This is a genomic window from Microbulbifer variabilis (genome assembly GCF_052467165.1).
Genome location: NZ_CP174301.1, coordinates 2,854,795 through 2,874,489 on the forward strand (window position 1 = coordinate 2,854,795; position 19,695 = coordinate 2,874,489).

A 19,695-nucleotide genomic window follows, 5' to 3' on the forward strand; every position below is an offset into this window, starting at 1 on the left:
ATTTTTAATTGGCAACACAATGACAAGGCCTGATACCTTAATAGAATCGAAACTACGACCGAGCCAGATGCGGTTTAATGAGTTGCAGCTCGAACAGTCACCAGAACCGTTAGATCACCACAAAGCGATCCAAGCCAGGGTTAAGAGAAACAATTGGAAAGGCATAGGTTACGCACTGGCCACCGCCATGGTTGCCAGTACAGCCGCCGCAGCCAGTAAATGGATATCACCCGCCGTACCAGTACCTTTAATAGTTCTCAGCCAATACAGCATCTGCTTACTATTACTTATTCCCTGGCTGGTGCGCCAGTCACCCCAACAGCTCATAACACAACACTGGAAAACCCATTTACTGCGAGGCTTTGCAGGCTGGCTCTGCTTCTTTTCCTACTTTTATGCACTCAGCCGTATTTCATTGATGGAGGCAGGCTTACTACGCAATGCCGCCCCTATTTTTGTTCCACTTGTAGCCTGGCTTTGGGCGCGTGCACAGATTCCCGCCACAAGCTGGCTACCCATTGTGCTTGGACTACTTGGTATCGCACTGATTCTTCAACCTGATATCCATGGTATCAGCAGTGGCCACGCCTTCGGCTTACTGTCAGGTATTACTCTAGCTGTCTCTATGGTGGGCACACGTATTCTGTCTCGTACTGATAGGTCGAGCCTTATTTTGTTTTACTACGTCCTTATCTCATTTATGTGTAGCCTGCCCCTGGGTATCTACTACTGGCAGTCAATACCTACCTGGACTATTCCCTACCTGGCTTTTAATGGGGTTTCTGTTTTATTAGCGATATGGCTCTATACCAAAGCTTATAGTTATGCAAAACCCAGTGTAGTTTCACCAATCAGTTATTTTGGAGTAGTTATTGCCGGCATTTTTGGCTGGCTGATATGGCAGCATCTGCCTAACACAATTGCGCTGATAGGAATTCTTATAGTGGTCACAGCAGGTCTGCTCACAGTGTATTTCTCCACCCTGCGCGCTGCCCGAACGCACCCAGTTCCGAACTAATTTCCCAAAAGGTAAGTCCAAATGAGTTGGCAAAATAAAAAACAACCACCGTTTAATGATCATTTGGGTGTGAAAATTGATGAATGGCAGGAAGGCCGTGTAGTGATCGGCGTGACCGTACTCCCTGAGCATTTGAATAGCCACGGAGTACCCCATGGGGGGTTTATTACAACGTTAATTGATATTGCCGGATCCTACTGTGGTCTCTACTGCCCGTACCCAAATCGTCGACGTAAATCCCTCACGCTTTCATTAACAACTAATTTCACCGGTCGAGCCAAAACCAACCAGTTAACCGCCATAGGTAAGTTGACCAGCTCGGGGCATAAAATCTTTTATTCCTATACCGAAGTTTATGACAGCGTAGGAACTCTGCTTGCAACTGGTCAGATGACAATGCGTTACCAAACTGGTAGTGAAATACTAGAGGGGGAAGCCATTGAAGAGTATCCTGCAAAAACACACCATAGAATTGACGTGTGAAGCTCCCGACTGACTAACAGTTGTCATAATAAGGTCTCGGGCGTTCAGTAACTAACTCCTAAAATGCTAAGCAGCTAAATACTCCCCCTAAACTTAACTAAAAATTAATGGTCAAGTAACTCCGCATTAGTCGGGTACTTTTTAAGGAGTTCAATAAGTTTTTTAGTGCCATCTACAGGCTTAAGGCCGGCAAGCGTTCTTCGTAAAGCTCTTATCGTTGCAATATCTTTCGAGTTAAACAGGGCTTCCTCACGGCGAGTACTGCTTTTAGCAATATCCAAGGCAGGGTAAATTCGCTGTCTCGCAACTTCCTTTGACAATACTACCTCCATATTTCCCGTACCCTTAAACTCCTCAAATATCACCTGGTCCATTCGGCTTCCGGTATCCACGAGTATCGTTGCCAGAATCGTAAGTGATCCACCACCTTCAATCTTTCTCGCAGCGCCAAACAGCTTTCTGGGTATCTCCATAGCCCTGGCATCTATCCCACCTGACATTGTACGCCCCCTACCACTCTGCTGCGCATTATGCACCCGTGATAGCCTTGTCAACGAGTCAACCACGATCATTACATCCTGGCCTTCACCGGCTTCCTTACAAGCCCTATCAAGGAGTTCTTTAGCTACCCGCACATGCTCTTTATAGCTATGATCAGAGGAGGAAGCATACACTTCTGCCGGTACACTTCGCTTAAAGTCAGTAACCTCCTCTGGCCTTTCATCAATAAGCAAAGCGTACAGCTTTATTTCGGGGTAAGCCTTCCCCACTGCTTGGCAGATATGCTTGAGGATAGTGGTTTTGCCACAGCCCGGAGGGGCCACAATCAAGCCTCGTTGCCCCTTGCCAATTGGCGTAATCAAATCCATCGCCCGTACCGTAAGTTGCTGAGAACCTGACTCAAGGCGAATAGGCTCAGATGGATTAATAGCTACGCCATTTAAGAACCGCTTCTTTGGATCAGAAGTATCCTCTTGCTTTTTATCAGCCTTCTTAGGCTCCGTATTTCTTTTTACCTTTAAGGATAATATTTTTCTAGACATAATATGCGCTTTACAAATCATTCCCCATTGGGGAGCACTTTAACTTTTAAAACAAAACTACAGAGAACCAGATTTTCTTGATCCTCTGTGTTTATCACCACGAAACCACTCTATACACAAGTTAAGTAAAGCAGGGGCTTATATATTATTTATCATTCTCCATGGCAGAAAGAAACTGATCGAGTACCTGATTAAACTCTCTGGGTCTCTCCCAAAACATCATGTGTTTTCCCATATAAACAGCAGTGGCAGACGGTGTATTGGCCTTGATCCATTTATCCGCAACACTTTTAACTTCCTCTCTAACAACATACAGTAGGGGCAATTTACCTTCCAATGCTACAAGATCATCACTATAGTCCAGGTAAAATCCGGTCGCGTTGGTAATTGAAGCGACACTACTAGAGGTCTGATTAGCAATTTGGGTAACCCAGGCAATATTTTCCTTTGAAGGGTTTTCAAGCATCCATTTCACAAATTCACTAATTACATTATCTCGATCCTCTATAATGCCCTCAGTAAATGAGCGTGAATAGCCGTCCGAATCATCATTTAGATACCAAACCCACTCATCACGGCTTGCTCCCGCTATATCTGGTCCAGTATCAATCATGATCATCGCTTTCAGTTTATCGGAACCAAACTGATTCAAATATGCCAATTGCTCCGTTACGCCATATGACCAACCTGCCAAGATCACCTTGTCTATATCCAATGTCCCTATTAACTTAGCCAGGTCTCTAGCATGTTGTTGATAGGTGTGCCCTTCGACGGGCTTTGATGATTTGCCCTGCCCACGGGGATCATATGCCAGCGCGCGGTACTTTTTAGAATCTTTAAAGTGGGCAAGTTGATGCTGAAAAACGTCTGCCGACATCATCCAGCCAGGAATAAAAATAATGGCAGTATCACCACTCCCCGATTGTTCATAATAAATAGTGAGGTCTTTATCTATCTCGACTTCTTCTGCAGCTACATTGACCACAGATAAACCAATCCCGATAATTACCATTCTTAAGAAGTTTCGCATTTTCATAACTCTTACCCACTCCCAATCATGTTGTTAAATCGTCACTCCAATGAAAATCAAGGCATTCAAGCCTGGTAACTTTCTACCGTCAAATTAACTGACTTATTAAGCTGGTACCACTTCAAACTGGCTTGAATAATTAACAATTCCATCTCTTTCGATAAGTCATTAACTAATCCATGGGTTCCAGCTATTTTATTTAAAATTATACCTTCAGCGGAAGCTCGTGTCTTCTCGTCCTCGATAGTCAAAGTGCCTTTAGCTTTTAAAATGATATACATCTCCTCAATATCACAATGGGCAAGCTCACCCACAGAGCTAAACCGTGGCATCACAACAGGAATAGCAAAATCTCATGCTCTATTAAAATCTCTGCATTTAAGGGCTTGATATATTACTATGCCACCCTCTCCGCCGCGCCTCTCCTGTTCAACTTTTTATTGCACGAATGAAAATCAAGAATCATTTATTTTCCCGATAAAATTGCGTTTCTAAAGATCTCATTTACTCAGTAACTCCTGAATCCCCTATACCACTCTCGCACCTTTATGTACTTTAATATCAACTAAAGAATACTAGACACACTCTCTCAACAAGTTTACAACCCAATTATGTAAAGCATCATGATCTGAACGAGGGTGCCATGCGGCTATAACATCAAACTCTACCGGCTTGTTTTTCAGATTAAGAATGGCAAGGTTTGAATCACTCGCTACCCGGTTAGGTAAAAAAGCAAGCATATCTGTTTTCTTGAGATATTGTGGAACCGTGGTAAAACATGGCGTAGACATAACAACATTTCTACGCAAACGGTGCCTTGCAAACCAACCATCAATAATTCCTGCCGCACCAGACTTAAGCGGAGATGCCATAAGATGCGGCTCAGAAGCTATTTCCTCCAAACCCAGCTTCTTCTTTACCAGAGGCGAACTCTTTGCCGCAACGCAGACATAGTAATCAGTAAATAATGTGATAGAAGAGTACAGGTCAGAATTTATATCCGAATCTGCAACTATTAAATCCACCTTGGCTTCACTCATTAACTCTTCCAGTCTGTCTGTAGCAATATCCCGTATTACCACTTTCAAGTTGGGAGCTAGCGCTCTGAGTTTAGGCAATAAGCTGGGAAGCACCACTTGTTGGGAGTAATCTGTCGCAGCGATGGTATAGGTTTGTGCTATTTTAGATGGGTCAAAAACTGCTGGCTCCAACAATTTATCTAACCCTTTGAGGATCGCATCAACCTTTTTCCCTAAGTTTATTGCTGTCGGCGTTGGAATTAGTCCATTGCTTTTCCGGAGAAAAAGTTCATCACTAAAAATATCTCTCAACTTTTTTAAATGTTCACTAACAGCTTGCTGAGTAAGGCCGATCTGGCTTGCGACACGAGATACACTTCTTTCAGATATTAATGCCTGGAATATTCGGAGTTGCTTGACCTCCAATCGATTTATTTGGTTCACACTTGTATCTCTTACAAATAAATACTGTTTAACATTGTATCACAATAAAACTAGCATTCTCCTAGTAATTGAGCAGCATCGCATTGCGGCAAATAGTAAATTCTTCATATAAAACAGGTACTTAGAGTGAAAAACGTTATCCTTATTGGCGCACAAGGTAAAATGGGACAGGCCGCTTTAACAGGGTTAAGCAGCCACAAGGTTATCACAGCGAGTCGCTCGGGAAAGGGATGTGACCATCAGGTTGATATTACTGATGAAGACTCTATCAGGCGACTGTTTAAGACGGTGGGTGACTTCGATGCTGTCGTAAACACCGTTGGTTTCTGTGAATACGCAAACTTTGTCGATATGACTGAGCGACAGTGGATGACAACAGTAATGAGCAAGATGATGGGACAAATCAATCTTGTAAGAATCGGTCAAGAGTATATCGCCGATAAAGGATCCTTTACGCTAATATCCGGTATTCTAAACATCAAACCGATCCCTATGGCAATTGCCGATGCAACAACCAGTGGAGCAATTGATACCTTTGTCAGATGTGTTGCTTATGAACTCCCCAGGGATATTCGAATCAATGTGGTTAATCCAACGGTATTGGAAGAAGCCTGGGATGTCTACGGTGATATGATGCCTGGTTTCGAGCCCGTGCCGGGGCACCTGGTCGGAAAAGCTTTTGAACGTTCAGTCGATGGATTTATAACTGGTGAAGTAATCTTTGTCGATGCCTAGCCTGGAGTGTTCAGTCCCCCTCCCCTGCGGGAGGGGGGCGCGTGGGAAACTAAAGTATGAACTAAAGCTATTACTTAGTTTGTAATAAGAACAATAGATCAAACTCGCACTAACCGAATACTTTATAAAAAAACTTACTGAACAGATCAAAGACTTGCGTCTTGTTTGACCGCCCACCGAGTGCAAATAGAGCCCAGCCATACAGAAAGGTTAATAGGACAAAGAATACCCCAAAGAAAGACCAATAAACAGCAATTAATTTTATTCTGAGCTTTTAATTAATTATCGCTTGATTTTTCCATACCTCCATTACGATATGATAGCGACAATCAAGTCGAACGAATCAACACCTGAGTCAACTCCTTGGGCGTATCTATCATCACATAATGACCACATGAAAGGGTCATAACCTGCCAATCAATGTCCAGCTCAGCCCTGTCGAAAAAAGGCTTGCCGATACCTGGGCTCCAACCTGTAGCAAAAATATAAAGGCGCCCAGGCACCTGTTTCCATAAGCCATCCAGGCGTATAGGTTGCTCAAAAGTCTTTAATGGATGATCAACATTACGCCGATCTACCCAGGCGTGATCTTCAGCATTAACCCCAAAAACTTCTGCTGGGCTAGGTGCCACCCGAAAACCCTGACCTTTAGTTCTAGCGCTCTCCTTGAAACTGGAGGCATCGTCGCTGGGAAGGAGGTCCAGGACACTCTGCCCATCTTCTGGCACTAAAGCATCGAGATAAACTAGGGAAGATATAGCTTCGGGTACTTTATCAGCAACACCCGTTATAACCATACCCCCATAACAATGCCCGCATAAAACGATGTCAGACAACTCTTCACACCGAAGAACTTCCAAAATGTCCTGAATATGGGTGTCCAGGTCAATCCTATCGTTCAAGAGGTGCGAGCGCTCTCCAAGCCCTGTGAGGGTGGGTGTGAAAACGTCATGACCTGCCTTGCGCAGAAGTGCTGAAACCCGCTTCCAGCACCACCCTCCCTGCCAACCTCCATGCACCAAAACAAAAGTTGTCACAAATCACTCCTTACTCACCTAATTCATTCGCTTCAGAGACAGGTAAATTAGCTTGATCATAGGTCAAGATATCAAATAACGGAGGGGTTGGTTGCTGAATTTATAGCTGGAATCCAGGTACATATTCGCGGCGATTCGGTCTACAAATTGAATAGGTAACCCTCCAAGTAAGTTTGTGAAAACGACAATAGATAGTTCGTCCTCAGGGTAGTGAATCACAGTTCCCGCATTGGCACCACTTGCACTAAGAGCCCTATGTCGCCCTCTATCAATAACTTACCACCCCATCGCATACCTATTCTCGATATCGTTAAACCCTCTGGTTTTCCCATCTTCAAGAATGACTGGTGCCATAGCAAATTGAGGTCTTTAACTAACTTACCCGACTGTAAAGTGATAAGATAATTTGCCATCTCAGTTGCAGTTGTACTCATACCCGCCACAGCTCGCATGATCTAAGCAAATTCACCATAAAAATTTACGTGCTCACCCTTACCGGAATCATTCGCATACTGCCTGGCATGATTGGCTGTTGGGCGTACCATATCTTCAAAGCCAGCATTAGTGGTTAACTCCATCCCGACAACCTTCAATTGGTTATCAATTATAAACTTAGGTAAACCACCCTTAACCTATTTATCGATAATTTCTCCAACAATGACATACCTGTTTGGTTGTACCTGAACCGGCTGTTTTTCTCAAAAAATACAGGCAATGTCTTCGCCATTATTAACGGAACAGGTTAGAAATTAGTTCATTAGTAATTTGTCGTGGCACCAAGATCATCACACTAAAGAGACAGGTAATTTCTAATCAGATAACACCTTATATAAGAACTGCTAATAAATGCACATAGTCAAAACAGAGAACTGCGCCAGAATGAATACTCCGCCTATCGGCCTTTTCCTCCCATGCAATACGGCTATTGCGGCTGATCGGCAGCGTCATATTTTACTACAAGCTATTAATCAATAAGCATATTTTATTTCGTAATTTAAATGCTATTTTGATAGCCAATTTTTATAGTGTGCCCTGTAATATTTTTTAGGGCATTTGCGACTGATCTTTAAATGACACCTATTGAGATTGAGGGGCATCTTATGTTCGAAGTTACTGATTTTCCCTGATGAATAGCATGCACAAGCCAACTTTTAGCGACAGCATGAATGTGACAAATAATAATTTGAGCTTGTAAAGAAAATAGGAGGATTACGGGATGCCCTATCTCAACAACATTATTAAGTTATAAATTTATATGTTTTATTTTTACAGAAACATCAATCACTGCATCAGTAATTAATCAGGGAATTCACATGAGCTTTCAAAAAACAGCTTGGTTAAAACAACTCTCCGAAGAGGCCCTTTCACATAGGGCTGTGCACCATCCGTATCTTTTACGGTTTGCCAATGGAGACTTACCAAACTTTAAACACGCCGTTGGGGATTTTGCTCAGCAGTATGGATTTTATTCCTCGCGATTCATCAATATGTTGGCCGCTGTAATTTCGCGCCTAACGCTAAAAAGACATCGGAGTGTCCTTCTCGAAAACCTCAAAGAGGAATCTGGACATTATGAGGAGTCCGAACTCAGAGAACTGGAACAATATGGAATTAAGAAAAACTGGGTGGACAATATATCACATACGGAATTATTCGAAAGATTTAAGTCGCACGTGACACAAGATATCCCAGAAAGCTGCCAGTCGGAAGGCATAGTTTGGTATGAAATGTTATCTGATGTACTGCTTCATGGTTCCACAGAAGAGGCGATTGGGGCTATAGGCATGGGAACTGAGCATATTGTTAGTTCAATTTATCCATATATAGAGAAAGGGTTGAAGAATTTGCAGAGTTTAAAATTAGAAGAATACTGCTTTTTCCCGGTACACACGCTTGTTGATGACAGCCATACAGAGAATCTTAATCAAGTTGCTTTGGATTTTGCTGACACAGAGGAGGGGCGAAGGCATCTTCGCCATGGGGCGATAAAAGCACTAAATCTTAGAGCGGCGTTTTGGGATGGCTTACTAGATAGAGCCATGAAAAGTTCTGAGTATATTTCCATGGACAATGTACAAAAAGGGATGAACAATGAATCATATTATATCAACTGAGTCAATTTACAATGATCAGGCAGAAAACTGGTTACGGTCTGAGAAAATATTACTGAGTGACTACACAGCAAGACCTATTGTTCTACAGGAATTGGGTAGTGTTACAGGCCAACATCTTTTAGATGTAGGATGTGGCGAGGGCTATGTTTCTAGAATAATTTTGGACGCCGGTGCAGCTTCGGTATTTGGAGTCGACTCTTCTTCTGAAATGATTTCTCAAGCGAAATCTGTTGCAGCTGAGCTTGGTTTACATAAAGCAATTTACGAAGTGTCAGATGCTGTTACCTTTAATAGGTACCCCAGGACTCAATTCGATCAAGTAATTGCCATTTTTCTATTCAACTATTTGACAGTTAAGGAAATGACACAGGTGATGACCAATGTAAAGTCACTACTTAGCCCTAATGGAATATTTATATTCACAGTGCCGCATCCTTGCTTACCTTTTATGCGCAATCAATCACCTCCATTTTACTTCAAGTTTGGTGATAAAAATTACTTTGAGGGCGTAGATGTTACTTTTGAAGGTAGAATTTGGCGTAGAGATGGAATTACTGTACCAGTACGCTGTGTGCACAAGACATTCACCCATTATTTTGAAGCACTTCAATCTGCTGGATTTAAAAAGATGCCTTCCATAAGGGAGCTGGCGGTAACTGAAGAGCATCTAACTCTAGATCCGGAATTTTTTGGTCCGCTAAAGGGCTATCCTCTACATCTTTTATTTAAGGTTCAAGCAAATGGCTGAGATAGCTCCCCCTGATCTGGCTGACGCTCAAGCTTGGAGCGCTGTAGATCTGGAAAGAAAAACTGGCTGGAAATTCACATGGCCAGAAGGCTGGAACACTGAGTTCAGATCACTGGTTGATTGGGCTTCGAAAAGGAAAGATCCAATTGAAGACCTAGGCGCCGAATCCGTACTGACACCACGTTTCGATAAGATCTCCTATCATGTTAAACAAGAACTTCTTCAAGGAAGTGGAGTAGCATGGATTAGAGGCATTAACGGCCTTGATCATAAATCACTTAATCTTCTTTTCCTAAATTTTAGTTTAGCACTAGGTGTCACCATTAATACCTACGGTAGGCTTTATAGAGTTCAGAATACTGGCAGGAGTTACAGGGATGAGTCGATTCCAGTTTCACAAACCAAAGCAGCTACTGGCCCACATACAGACAGTTCGCAAAAATTGATTCAGCCAAGAATAATTGGACTTTGCTGTATTACTCCAGCTGCTCTTGGAGGTAGGACGAAAATAGTATCTGCTGCAAAGGTACATGAAAACATAAGAAAAGTAGCTCCAGACAAACTGAAAATCCTATATAAAAGTTACATTCGAGACCTTGTTACTCCAGGCAGTGATGGAAGTACCAAGAGTTTACTTAGCAACAAATTCCCTATTTTTAGCTATATTGAAGAAAAGCTATCTATCCGCTACATGCGTTACTGGATTGAAAGAGGGCACGAGAAGGTCGGGAGATTGCTAACTGAAGATGACCTTTTAGCCTTTGATTTATTAGACAATGAGTTAAATAGCAATAAGAATAGTATTTGTTTTTCTATGAAATCGGGAGATATGTTGTTTCTCGACAATACCAGAGTTCTTCATGATAGAGAGGAATTTACAGATAAACCTGGTCAAAAACGTCTTTATACTCGTGTGTGGATTGAATAATTGCTTTTAAAAGCAAGGAGTAGCTAATCGAAATACAGGGGGTAGCTTTAAGTTTAGCAGCTTAGATTAGGGGCTTCTCAGAGCAACTTAGCCCCATCGAAATACAGACTATATAGCGCCGACAACCACATTATGAAGCCCTATTTGCATAGCACTAAATACTATATTAAAAGCACTACAACACAATTTATCTATGCGCTACCAAATTGTCATAAGTCCAACATGCACTACTGCCCAGAGCCTTGTAGCGCATTCTTTTTCACAAAAGCCAGGAACTCTCGATGCACATCACCATTAGTACCGTGGCCCACCCCTTCAAAGGTGCGAAAGATTACACAAGCTTTACTTTCTAAATAAATTTTCTGGCTATTATTCCAGCGTTCGGGCTGGATTTCCTTTCCAGTAGTTTTGTATATGATCACTCTCTCTTCTTCTGAATATGCATCATCATATGCAACGGCATCATTCGTATCATTTTCACCCATAAACAAAAATTGCTTAATTTTAAGCCATTGACTTAAATTAAACTCTTTGCCTGTTACCTGCTTAAAATCGCTAATTCCCAATGGATATTTGAGGTTGTGCTCACCCATAGATCCAATAGGTAACATTAATGTACCGTTTAGACCACCTGCTACAACAATTTCAGTAGTTTCAGGATGTAATAGCGAGAACCGATTCGCAAACGTACCGGAGGCAGAGAATCCCGCTAGAATAATCTTCTGCTGAAGATCCAAAGAGCGTTCTGCCAAGACCCTCTTAGCATCTTCGATCATGGCTATAAGTTGAAGATCCAATCTTTCATATGGCAGTGACTCTACTTGCATAGAATCTCTATCAAGGGCATGGGTATAAACCTGCCATTGGGATTCGGGCCTAGGGAAAACTGGCATCAAAATTGGATAGGATAACTTTTTAGAAAGCCAGGGGCCAACAGCATTACCTACAATTGTATTTTTTGCTGACTCATAATGAATGGAGAAATCATCTGAAACTTTTCCAGTATTATTTGATTCAACAATCAGGTATAACTTCTTATCCTCTGGAACTGTTTCAGGTATTTTGATTAGATATGGATACCTAAAACCTTTTTCTGGATTTGCAGGTATTTCTAGTACTTCATCAGAAAAACACGTATTTGCACATACAGAAAGTAAAAACACCAACACTATTCTTTTCATTTTAACCCTTATCGATGTGACCTAGATATCTAAAAATTAAAAAGTTGGTAGCCTAATATCCAGAAACGCAGCTATTATATACAAACCGATTTTCAACCATCTAAATAGCCTTTACCATACCTAAGCAGCTATTATCAATTGGCAATCCTGGAGCCATTCTCAATACCTCATAATTGAGACAACAGTACAGATAGCGTGCGCTTCTATCATTGTTACTTCATTTTCCTCCCTCTATTAGATAGATCACTTCTAGACAAGAAATACGACCACATGTTCCATTTTTTTACACCATATTTTTTAGTCCTTGCACAAAGATCGACATCAGCATTTTAGAATTTATTTGAACAGTATTGACTGCCCTGAAAACAACATCTTTATACTTAATCAGAATCACATGTCACCCTATTTATAAAAAATACTTCAACTCTTATTTGAGATCATATTGAAGCAAAATTACCGATGTAGAGGAGCGAGTAGCATGTATATACCAAAAGGAATTGACACGTAAACTTAGCATGACCTCTTCGACATTGATCATAGGGCCATTAACTTTTTCAACTGAATTGGTGGTATATTCGCTACTGATATTTATTATCCATTAAATACAGCCTGATTTAACCCAAAGGCCATTGTTCAATAGCTTGTTAAGAGCACCAACACAATTGGGCTTCATAGTAGATGGTCTACCTCTATATAGGCGTCTTCTGAACCATTAGGGACAAGAGCTAATTCAATGAAGACTTTGCCCTTATCTGAATCAAACTTCCAGTGTTCGAATTGATCTAAGTCCGTATCGGCAAATCGCCTGATAAGACAAAACATTTGCTTGAGCTCTTCTTGAGATAGCTTTTCCATATATAATCCTTATCTGTTCAGACTAACTACCGCCTTAAGAGCAATCCGGTAATATAACCTAGCAACCGATACAATTACATTTATAACAAATATTAGTAAGCAGCCCTATATAGGACTTCCATGAGAAAATCATTGGCTTATTTAATATGATCTGTTCAACGACTATGATCCTGGATACATAAATTCAGTTTTCAGTCCTCAGTAACAACCTTCATTTTGACTAAAGAAAAAATTTTTTAAATCCATATATTACCAGTATTTTTTTTGTATCGTTTACTCTAGATCGGCCGGGTGATTGATACCATCATAGGTTGGAATACCCTCTATTTTTAAGGGATTTATACCCTCCAAGCATCCCACATTGATCCAAACTGTCTCGGATTAGAACGCCTCTTGTGATGCGTATAAATACCACATTTCTCACAAAAGTAATGTATCGCCGTTCTTTTATTAAACTGATAAAGTTTTAAATGCTGCTCCCCTTTTAAGATTTTAATACCATTTAAAGATACGGAAGCATCAACCGCTCCTCTCCTACGGCACATAGAACAATCACAGCGCCGAAGATCTATAAGTCCCTCCGGTAAGTCCAGCTCTATTTCTACAGAACCGCAGTGACATGAGGCTCTATGCTTAAGTTGGATTTTTACTCCATCAACTTCCTTGATATTTACGCTCATGGTTACTTCCTTTGGTTCATATAACACTTGGTTTAGCGACTTATGATATAGTAGATATTCCTATTTAACCATTTGTTATATGCCGATTGAATATTTGTTCCAAATTCCCTGTAGTGAAGGTCGGTTTTTGTACCACCTTAACAAATGGCAAAACTGAGAAGCCCTTCGTTTCTAGCATCGGGATAGAAACTCTTATTCCCAACAGAAAACTGTATTGTGCCTTCTTTCATCTCCAACTCAGAGTTTTTCCAGTGTTCAGGGACATTAATTCTTGTTTGAATCTATCCAAAATGACCTGGAGTTAGACGCTGGCTGATTTCTCGCATCAGGCCAATATCAATCAGCTTATTCACCTGCTTTAATTCATAAATTATTTTGTCATGCTCCCACTCAGACTCTGCTCTAGCACCAAAAAACAGGAAAAAAGAACAAGCTATATGGTCCGTTTCATGTATGCTCTTAACGCTATGAAGACATATAATACTTGCAGTGTGAATGCAACGCCTTTTCGTGCCCCATTTCTGTAATTGTCATAAATGGATCTATTGACATATTTTAGAGAAGACCCCGTTGACAAGACTTGCTAGATCATTAGGTGCCAGCTCAATTTCAAGCCCTCTGCGGCCAGCACTAACATAAACCGTCGCGTAATTTTTAGCCGATGAGTCAATAATAGTTTTGAGTCTCTTTTTTTGCCCTAGCGGGCTAACGCCACCTAGCACATAGCCAGTGGATCGCTCCACATCAGATTTAGCAGCCATTGTGGCTTTCTTTGCTCCAGCTGCTTTAGCTATACGTTTCATGTTTAGCATTGATGAAACAGGTACTATTCCTACTGCTAGCTCTTTATTATCAAGAATAACTACTAGTGTTTTAAAAATCTTAGCTTCGGCCACTCCCAGCTTTTCTGCAGCCTCTAACCCGTATGATTCACTCGATGAGTTATGTGTGTATTCGTACACTTTGAAGGTAATTTTCGCTTTTTTAGCTGCATTAATTGCCGGGGTCATTCTACTCTCAGGCTTCCAACACTTTTTGTTTAGAGAAGGATCGACAGGTGCAAATTTTCCAATTTTACTATAGCGATCATATAAAACTTTTACTATTTATTACGTCTCGATTAACTATTTATTAATATTCCGTATCATGCCATATTAAACACCAACCCATGGTTTTATTGAAAACTATACTCCTGCTTTAAACCTATTAGGGTTTATTTGACATTTACATTTATCTGAATGTCTCACGATAATTGCCTTACTGTGCTTTTACTTGCTAGCTGACGCAAGACCAACACCAAAACACATAAATGTACCCCCACCTACCCGATTAACCATACGCCCCCCTTTTTCAGAAGAAAGCCAACCACGTGCCGACTTAGCAAGGTGTGCGTATAAGGCATGAATTACAATAACTAAGCCACTATAGGTGACAACTAGCAGGAAAAATTGACCTACAAAATTTGAATTGTAATTAACAAACTGGGGGAATATCGACATGAAAAAGAATACAGCTTTTGGATTGGTAAGCTGTAGCGTCAGGCCCTCAGCAAACTGAAGCTTTCTGTTTTTCGTACCTCCAAGGCTGGCTTCGACTTGTTTGGTCGGCGAGCGCCATAACTTTATGCCTAAATAGATTAAATAAGCAGCGCCAATATATTTCATAATACTGAAGGCCACTGCGGATGTAGCTAGGATAACACCAAGGCTAGTTGCCGAAACGCCTGCAACTATAAAGGTACCGAATGCGATTCCAAGAATGCCTCCTATCGCACCTGAAGTACCGTAACGAATGGCATTCGTGAGTGTCAGGATAACACCCGGACCTGGACTTAAAATTGTTGCCACAGCGATTATAAAGAATAAGATATAACTTTCCATACATACTCCCTAAAGCTGGAAAGGTTCTAAAAATTATGTTTTCATTGATAACTGGCAAAAAGAGCAATGGAAAACCAGTCTGGCAGCATGCGCTTGCTATGTACATTCTTCATCAAGACTAAGCCTCATTTCCAGCAATGATGGTTTGAAACCAACTTTTTCGTACGCCCTGATAGCTGGGTCATTTTCAGAATACACATCTAGATAAAAATCGATAATACCTCGCCCCTTGCTCCAATCAATTAGTTTGTTAATTAGTTTCGCATTAACGCCTTTTCCCCTATGGCAAGGAGATACATACATAAAACCAAGATAAGAATGCCATTTATGCTCTAATGATTGCTTTGAATCTCTGATTTGGGCATAACCTGTACCAATAATTTCACTATCAACCTCAGCAACCAAAAGATAGGATTCAGGACATGCAATTAGTTTTTTAATATCGTAGTAGAATGCTGATTTCCTCTTCAATAAAGAGTTAAATGGTCTCTCCGCATCAATGACACACTGTTCAAGTTCCAATAATCGAGGAAAATCACTCATTTCGGCTTTTCTAATATTCAAACTCTAATTCCTATTCATTGGGTGGAGAACACATAATGCAACCCATAGCGATGAATTGTCTTTAACGGCACAGCCGCGTCAATTTTCCCGGCCAGTGAAGCAGACTGTACTACAGGAACTTCTTATCTTCTGTCCATTCCGAATAAGGCTCGTTCAACAAAGAAGAGTTGAAGTATTGAACCTGCCCAGTAACCTCTTCAGTTACCCAGGCCGGAATATCCACAACTTCAGCCTCACTGGACAATTCCACTTCTGCAATAATCAGGCCCTCATTCTTGCCATGAAATACATCCACCTCCCTCAAGTGCTTGCCGTGCTGAATCTCATATCTTGTTTTAAAGATGGTATTACCTCGACATAACTCATCGATGATACACCTAGTATCTTCCATCGGAATTTCATACTCAAACTCCGAACAAGTCATCCCTCTGAGCTCACCTTTTAGGGTCAGGTACGCTACATCATCTTTGACTCTGGCTCGTACTACAGTTTTATCAGCGGTATTAACATACCCCTGAGAGATACGTACTCCACCGGTCAAATCGGAAACAATTCGATGATCAACTAGAAATTTTCTTTCTATCTCTATGGCCATTTCTATCTTCTTGCTAGCACATAAAATCTCTATGACTGCCACGTATAGCTGATACGTCCGGCTCCGACAGGTATGTAGTTGATTGACTTGTTAGCTGTTTTTGACCTACATACCGCACTTTGACTGAATAATTTATAGTAATAGTTTTCTTCGGTACCTCGCCTAGACTGAATGTAACATACGTGTGCCTATCTTTATCTGATGATCTTAAGAAGTACGTTTCTCCAGACACCTTACTAAGGCTCTTGTAGTTGCTTATTTTTTTTCCGTAACAAACCGATCGCAACTAGGCAAGCTAAACTCTATTAATCCATACTCAAATGTATTAATTGTAACTTTTTGCGAAAAAACTTATTTTCTTGGCCTACTTCTCTATATGCCCATGAGTTGCCGCTGGTGCTGCATTGGCTATCGTAATAGCGTTCACATTCAATCTTTCTAGTGATTATTTCCTGCCCTGGATATTCAAGAATAACCTCATAGTACCCTTTCTCGGAATCTATACACATTGCAGTATGAATCACAAGCATACATCCAGTTAAAAACACACCAAGTAAGAAACACAATATAAATCTCATTTTGGCACTCTGACAGCTGGCGCTCGTGTAAGTAGCACTAAATGGTGCTTAATCCATATTTTCTTCTGGATACACCGACAGAGCGTTGCTATAGTGGTCTTCCTCGATGCACTTATTATGCCTAACTAGTACATTTGTGGTATTGGAACATTCCATTTTTTGTTCTGCGGGTGAGGACCTGAGAGCTGGCATCCAGGTAATATACTTCTTCTGACAACCATTCTTCCCCCTCACCCACCATGTGCAATGTTAATTCTAGTTCATCATTCTCAAACATAATTAATTTGGGCTTTCCAGAAGACTCCCAAAATATGATCCGCTTTTCTTCAATACTAAGCACATCGAGTGGAAACTGTGCAGAACAAGAATCTTTGCTACCACCCCACTTACCTAAGAACGACTCTGGAATGCCAAGCATACCCTCAGCCATAGTAAAATTAGCGAAAATTATAAATACCACAACTAAAAAGTGTTTCATATTCACCTAAAAAGTGTAACGACGTCATTTACAGCAAACCTCACACTGCAAAATTTATAGCCTATTCGGCCCAGCTTGCTGAGCGTAAAACTAAGCTTTGTTGCCAATAGTCGGTCGCTATTGCCATCCTTGATATTCACTTTTTGGTTTTTTATCAAAAATTCGGCTAAAAACCTTGGACAAAACACCTGAAATAATATCTTCTTTATTAACGGAATCGTTTTTTCGTAATTCTTCCGCCCTATTTTCCAATTCTGCAGCTCCAGAATAATCATTGATTACTCTTGCTTCTTCTGCCTGAACTTGAAGTTCATTAGCTCTAACGTTTTTTTCAAATACATTCATGGACGTTGCACATCCAGAAATAGTTAAAATTGACAATATTAAAATAACTCTTCTCATACCTGATTCAGTAATTTGGGTACTCATAAAATACGCATTTGTTGTAGCTGGTTCGTAGCACTATTTACCTGGCCTTATTCGCCTGTTCACTATTTGGTACATTATTTAGCCACTGCTTTCATCATCGACAGAGTCCTCCAATGAACATTCGCAGGATATCCTTTTACACAAGTAGTAATATCAGTAGTGAACCTGTCAGAGAATGAGAAAAAAAATGATATTCCAGCCCAAAACCTAAGAAAATTATTGGCGCTCGCCATCTAATTTCCTCGCCTGCTTTTAATTGCTCTACGAGATCTATTATGCCAAACAAAAAAGGGACAAAGCCAGTATAAAGAATATACCTTTAGTTGCTGATTGCATACTTAATTCTTAGTGCATTAATGCTCAATGCAAGCGTTCAACATACAATATGTGCTGTGTAGACTATCTTGCCGAGTTCCGAGAGAGCTGTGTACCCTGCTTTCCTTTGTTACAACCGGAGCACTAGACTTGTACTTCCACGCTTTTTGGGTTCAGAGCCAATGCTAACTCTTGAAATATACGCTCTTCCACTTGTGAAATGCCGCCTTCAACCATCTCTTTAGGCTCTACAATTACCTTCGGTTTTCGCTTAAAGAGCCCTTTTATAGATAACTTTTTCTCGGCACTAATGATGCATCTCCACGCTGTATCAAAGTTTCCAACCAAAAGTCTTTGTGTTGTGAACGGCTCCGTTGGAGATTCAGAGATAACTTTAGAGCCAATAGATAGCTCTATTTTATTTATATAAATCTTTAACTTTACTTCCATTTCTACTCGGTTACTTAATTATAGCATTTATTCAGACATTTTACTCCGGCTGTATGCCATATTCCTCTGCCATTGGCACTGGCACAAATGAAGCAAAGTCCGAAATTTGGATAACTGTAGGAGAGCCAGAGTTATTTCCGAATATATAATAGAGTTTGATATAGAAAGTACAGCTGGCCATACTTTACATAACGGAACAAGGATACTAAGCATTTACTGGTTGTTTTTTGCCCACTGTATAGCAGCATGCAACCTATCGCCACCCCAAAATATTTCATCTCCAACCATAAACGTTGGAGCTCCAAAAATACCTTTTTTCTTCGCTTGATCTGTGTTTTCTTTTAGCATTTGCTTTGCCAATGGAGTATTTGCACGTTTAATTTTTGTAAATGACTCTTCATCTGAAAAAGGCAAGCATTTTTTCAAGGTTTCTTCAAGTGAGATGTCAAGATCAAGCTCAAAATTAGCAGCGTATACAGAACGGATAAATTCAGGCACCCACTTTTCACCAGAAAATAAGCAAGCTATTTTTGCAGCTTTTAACCCGTTGCGAGGAAAACTGGTTGGCTTTTTATAGTTCAGGCCATCAGTTTCACATATTCTCTCTAGATCTCTCCACATATATTTGCCTTTCTCAGGATAAATATTGAAAGGAGAATCATGCCAGCCTTGATTGCTGAATATCGGCCCGAGTAAAAAAGGCTTCCACTCCAAGTGCCCACCTTGCTCGGTCACCATTTTTTCAATCTTCATAGCTACGGGGTAAGAATATGTGCTTCCAAATTCGAACCAGAAATCAATCTTCATAGTTACCCGGCTTACCAATTAAACACAATGCCCAGTACACGGGCGACCGAAGCAGGATCTGGACAATTCCGCCTGCGCTTCTTGCCGATAAGCATACTGCTCTTTGCCAAAGATATGTTGCACGATTTTAGTCGCCGCCCCCTGTTTCTACGGCACCATTAATGGGGTATAAGTCTTGGCTGGAGCTACATCACTGGTTTTATAGTTTTGAGCGCTCTCTATTGTACTAGAAAAGTATAGGACTATTAGAGCCCCAATTACCGGAATAGCCCACACGATTAACA

Annotated in this window: 23 protein-coding genes; 6 read left to right on the plus strand and 17 right to left on the minus strand. The window is 40.9% G+C overall.

Going from position 1 to position 19,695, the window contains the following annotated elements:
• The first annotated feature begins 19 nt into the window (after positions 1-19).
• Both ACJJIP_RS12575 and ACJJIP_RS12580 read left to right on the plus strand, forming a co-directional pair.
• On the plus strand, positions 20-1,018 hold the full coding sequence (locus tag ACJJIP_RS12575; protein WP_444945270.1) for a DMT family transporter: 999 nt from the start codon (positions 20-22) through the stop codon (positions 1,016-1,018).
• Between the two features lie 21 nt (positions 1,019-1,039).
• Positions 1,040-1,501 (plus strand): PaaI family thioesterase, encoded by a 462-nt coding sequence (locus ACJJIP_RS12580; protein WP_444945271.1) that lies wholly within the window; start codon positions 1,040-1,042, stop codon positions 1,499-1,501.
• Between the two features lie 104 nt (positions 1,502-1,605).
• Here ACJJIP_RS12580 and rho read toward each other — a convergent pair whose 3' ends face one another.
• The 4 genes from rho to ACJJIP_RS12600 all read right to left on the minus strand — a co-directional run bounded on the left by rho (position 1,606) and on the right by ACJJIP_RS12600 (position 5,037).
• Entirely contained in the window at positions 1,606-2,544 is a 939-nt protein-coding gene (gene rho, locus ACJJIP_RS12585; protein ID WP_444945272.1) for a transcription termination factor Rho, read from the minus strand.
• Positions 2,545-2,689: 145 nt separating this feature from the next.
• Positions 2,690-3,580 carry an alpha/beta fold hydrolase gene (locus tag ACJJIP_RS12590; RefSeq protein ID WP_444945273.1) on the minus strand — a complete coding sequence of 297 codons (891 nt, stop codon included), beginning with the start codon at positions 3,578-3,580 and terminating at the stop codon, positions 2,690-2,692.
• 59 nt (positions 3,581-3,639) lie between these two features.
• Positions 3,640-3,888 carry a cupin domain-containing protein gene (locus ACJJIP_RS12595; protein ID WP_282950992.1) on the minus strand — a complete coding sequence of 83 codons (249 nt, stop codon included), beginning with the start codon at positions 3,886-3,888 and terminating at the stop codon, positions 3,640-3,642.
• Positions 3,889-4,149: 261 nt separating this feature from the next.
• Positions 4,150-5,037 carry a LysR family transcriptional regulator gene (locus ACJJIP_RS12600; RefSeq protein WP_353375135.1) on the minus strand — a complete coding sequence of 296 codons (888 nt, stop codon included), beginning with the start codon at positions 5,035-5,037 and terminating at the stop codon, positions 4,150-4,152.
• Between the two features lie 126 nt (positions 5,038-5,163).
• Between ACJJIP_RS12600 and ACJJIP_RS12605 the strand changes: the two genes are divergently transcribed.
• Positions 5,164-5,772, plus strand: coding sequence for a short chain dehydrogenase (locus ACJJIP_RS12605; protein WP_444945274.1), 609 nt, complete (start codon positions 5,164-5,166; stop codon positions 5,770-5,772).
• A 329-nt stretch (positions 5,773-6,101) separates the two neighbouring features.
• On the opposite strand, the gene ACJJIP_RS12610 is transcribed toward ACJJIP_RS12605, so the two are convergent.
• Positions 6,102-6,809 carry an alpha/beta fold hydrolase gene (locus ACJJIP_RS12610; protein ID WP_444945275.1) on the minus strand — a complete coding sequence of 236 codons (708 nt, stop codon included), beginning with the start codon at positions 6,807-6,809 and terminating at the stop codon, positions 6,102-6,104.
• A gap of 455 nt (positions 6,810-7,264) precedes the next feature.
• On the minus strand, positions 7,265-7,387 hold the full coding sequence (locus ACJJIP_RS12615) for a hypothetical protein (RefSeq protein ID WP_282950996.1): 123 nt from the start codon (positions 7,385-7,387) through the stop codon (positions 7,265-7,267).
• 735 nt (positions 7,388-8,122) lie between these two features.
• Here ACJJIP_RS12615 and ACJJIP_RS12620 point away from each other — a divergent pair.
• From ACJJIP_RS12620 to ACJJIP_RS12630, 3 genes are read left to right on the plus strand one after another with little or no spacing between them, the layout of a single operon-like run.
• Positions 8,123-8,923 (plus strand): iron-containing redox enzyme family protein, encoded by an 801-nt coding sequence (locus ACJJIP_RS12620; RefSeq protein WP_020414913.1) that lies wholly within the window; start codon positions 8,123-8,125, stop codon positions 8,921-8,923.
• The gene (locus ACJJIP_RS12625) at positions 8,901-9,671 is read left to right on the plus strand and encodes a class I SAM-dependent methyltransferase (protein ID WP_020414912.1); all 771 of its coding nucleotides are present in this window, start codon (positions 8,901-8,903) and stop codon (positions 9,669-9,671) included. Before ACJJIP_RS12620 ends, ACJJIP_RS12625 begins: the two co-directional genes overlap by 23 nt.
• Positions 9,664-10,599 (plus strand): TauD/TfdA family dioxygenase, encoded by a 936-nt coding sequence (locus tag ACJJIP_RS12630; RefSeq protein WP_444945276.1) that lies wholly within the window; start codon positions 9,664-9,666, stop codon positions 10,597-10,599. Before ACJJIP_RS12625 ends, ACJJIP_RS12630 begins: the two co-directional genes overlap by 8 nt.
• A 227-nt stretch (positions 10,600-10,826) precedes the next feature.
• On the opposite strand, the gene ACJJIP_RS12635 is transcribed toward ACJJIP_RS12630, so the two are convergent.
• The 11 genes from ACJJIP_RS12635 to ACJJIP_RS12685 all read right to left on the minus strand — a co-directional run bounded on the left by ACJJIP_RS12635 (position 10,827) and on the right by ACJJIP_RS12685 (position 19,411).
• Positions 10,827-11,780, minus strand: coding sequence for a hypothetical protein (locus tag ACJJIP_RS12635; RefSeq protein WP_444945277.1), 954 nt, complete (start codon positions 11,778-11,780; stop codon positions 10,827-10,829).
• Between the two features lie 669 nt (positions 11,781-12,449).
• The gene (locus tag ACJJIP_RS12640; protein WP_444945278.1) at positions 12,450-12,635 is read right to left on the minus strand and encodes a hypothetical protein; all 186 of its coding nucleotides are present in this window, start codon (positions 12,633-12,635) and stop codon (positions 12,450-12,452) included.
• Positions 12,636-12,973: 338 nt separating this feature from the next.
• A complete protein-coding gene (locus tag ACJJIP_RS12645; RefSeq protein WP_444945279.1) occupies positions 12,974-13,315 on the minus strand; it encodes a GFA family protein in 342 nt (113 codons plus the stop codon).
• Positions 13,316-13,857: 542 nt separating this feature from the next.
• Positions 13,858-14,325: a Cys-tRNA(Pro) deacylase gene (ybaK, locus tag ACJJIP_RS12650; protein ID WP_282951001.1), complete on the minus strand. Its 468-nt coding sequence runs from the start codon at positions 14,323-14,325 to the stop codon at positions 13,858-13,860.
• 258 nt (positions 14,326-14,583) lie between these two features.
• Positions 14,584-15,195, minus strand: coding sequence for a LysE family translocator (locus ACJJIP_RS12655; RefSeq protein ID WP_444945280.1), 612 nt, complete (start codon positions 15,193-15,195; stop codon positions 14,584-14,586).
• Between the two features lie 96 nt (positions 15,196-15,291).
• Positions 15,292-15,759, minus strand: a complete 468-nt coding sequence (locus tag ACJJIP_RS12660; RefSeq protein WP_282951003.1) for a GNAT family N-acetyltransferase — start codon at positions 15,757-15,759, stop codon at positions 15,292-15,294.
• A gap of 109 nt (positions 15,760-15,868) precedes the next feature.
• Positions 15,869-16,354 (minus strand): CYTH domain-containing protein, encoded by a 486-nt coding sequence (locus tag ACJJIP_RS12665; RefSeq protein WP_282951004.1) that lies wholly within the window; start codon positions 16,352-16,354, stop codon positions 15,869-15,871.
• 699 nt (positions 16,355-17,053) lie between these two features.
• Positions 17,054-17,410, minus strand: a complete 357-nt coding sequence (locus tag ACJJIP_RS12670; RefSeq protein ID WP_020414903.1) for a hypothetical protein — start codon at positions 17,408-17,410, stop codon at positions 17,054-17,056.
• Positions 17,411-17,527: 117 nt separating this feature from the next.
• Entirely contained in the window at positions 17,528-17,839 is a 312-nt protein-coding gene (locus tag ACJJIP_RS12675) for a hypothetical protein (RefSeq protein ID WP_444901842.1), read from the minus strand.
• Positions 17,840-18,298: 459 nt separating this feature from the next.
• Positions 18,299-18,604 (minus strand): hypothetical protein, encoded by a 306-nt coding sequence (locus ACJJIP_RS12680; protein ID WP_353375125.1) that lies wholly within the window; start codon positions 18,602-18,604, stop codon positions 18,299-18,301.
• Between the two features lie 213 nt (positions 18,605-18,817).
• The gene (locus ACJJIP_RS12685; RefSeq protein WP_444945281.1) at positions 18,818-19,411 is read right to left on the minus strand and encodes a 2-hydroxychromene-2-carboxylate isomerase; all 594 of its coding nucleotides are present in this window, start codon (positions 19,409-19,411) and stop codon (positions 18,818-18,820) included.
• Positions 19,412-19,695 lie beyond the last annotated feature (284 nt).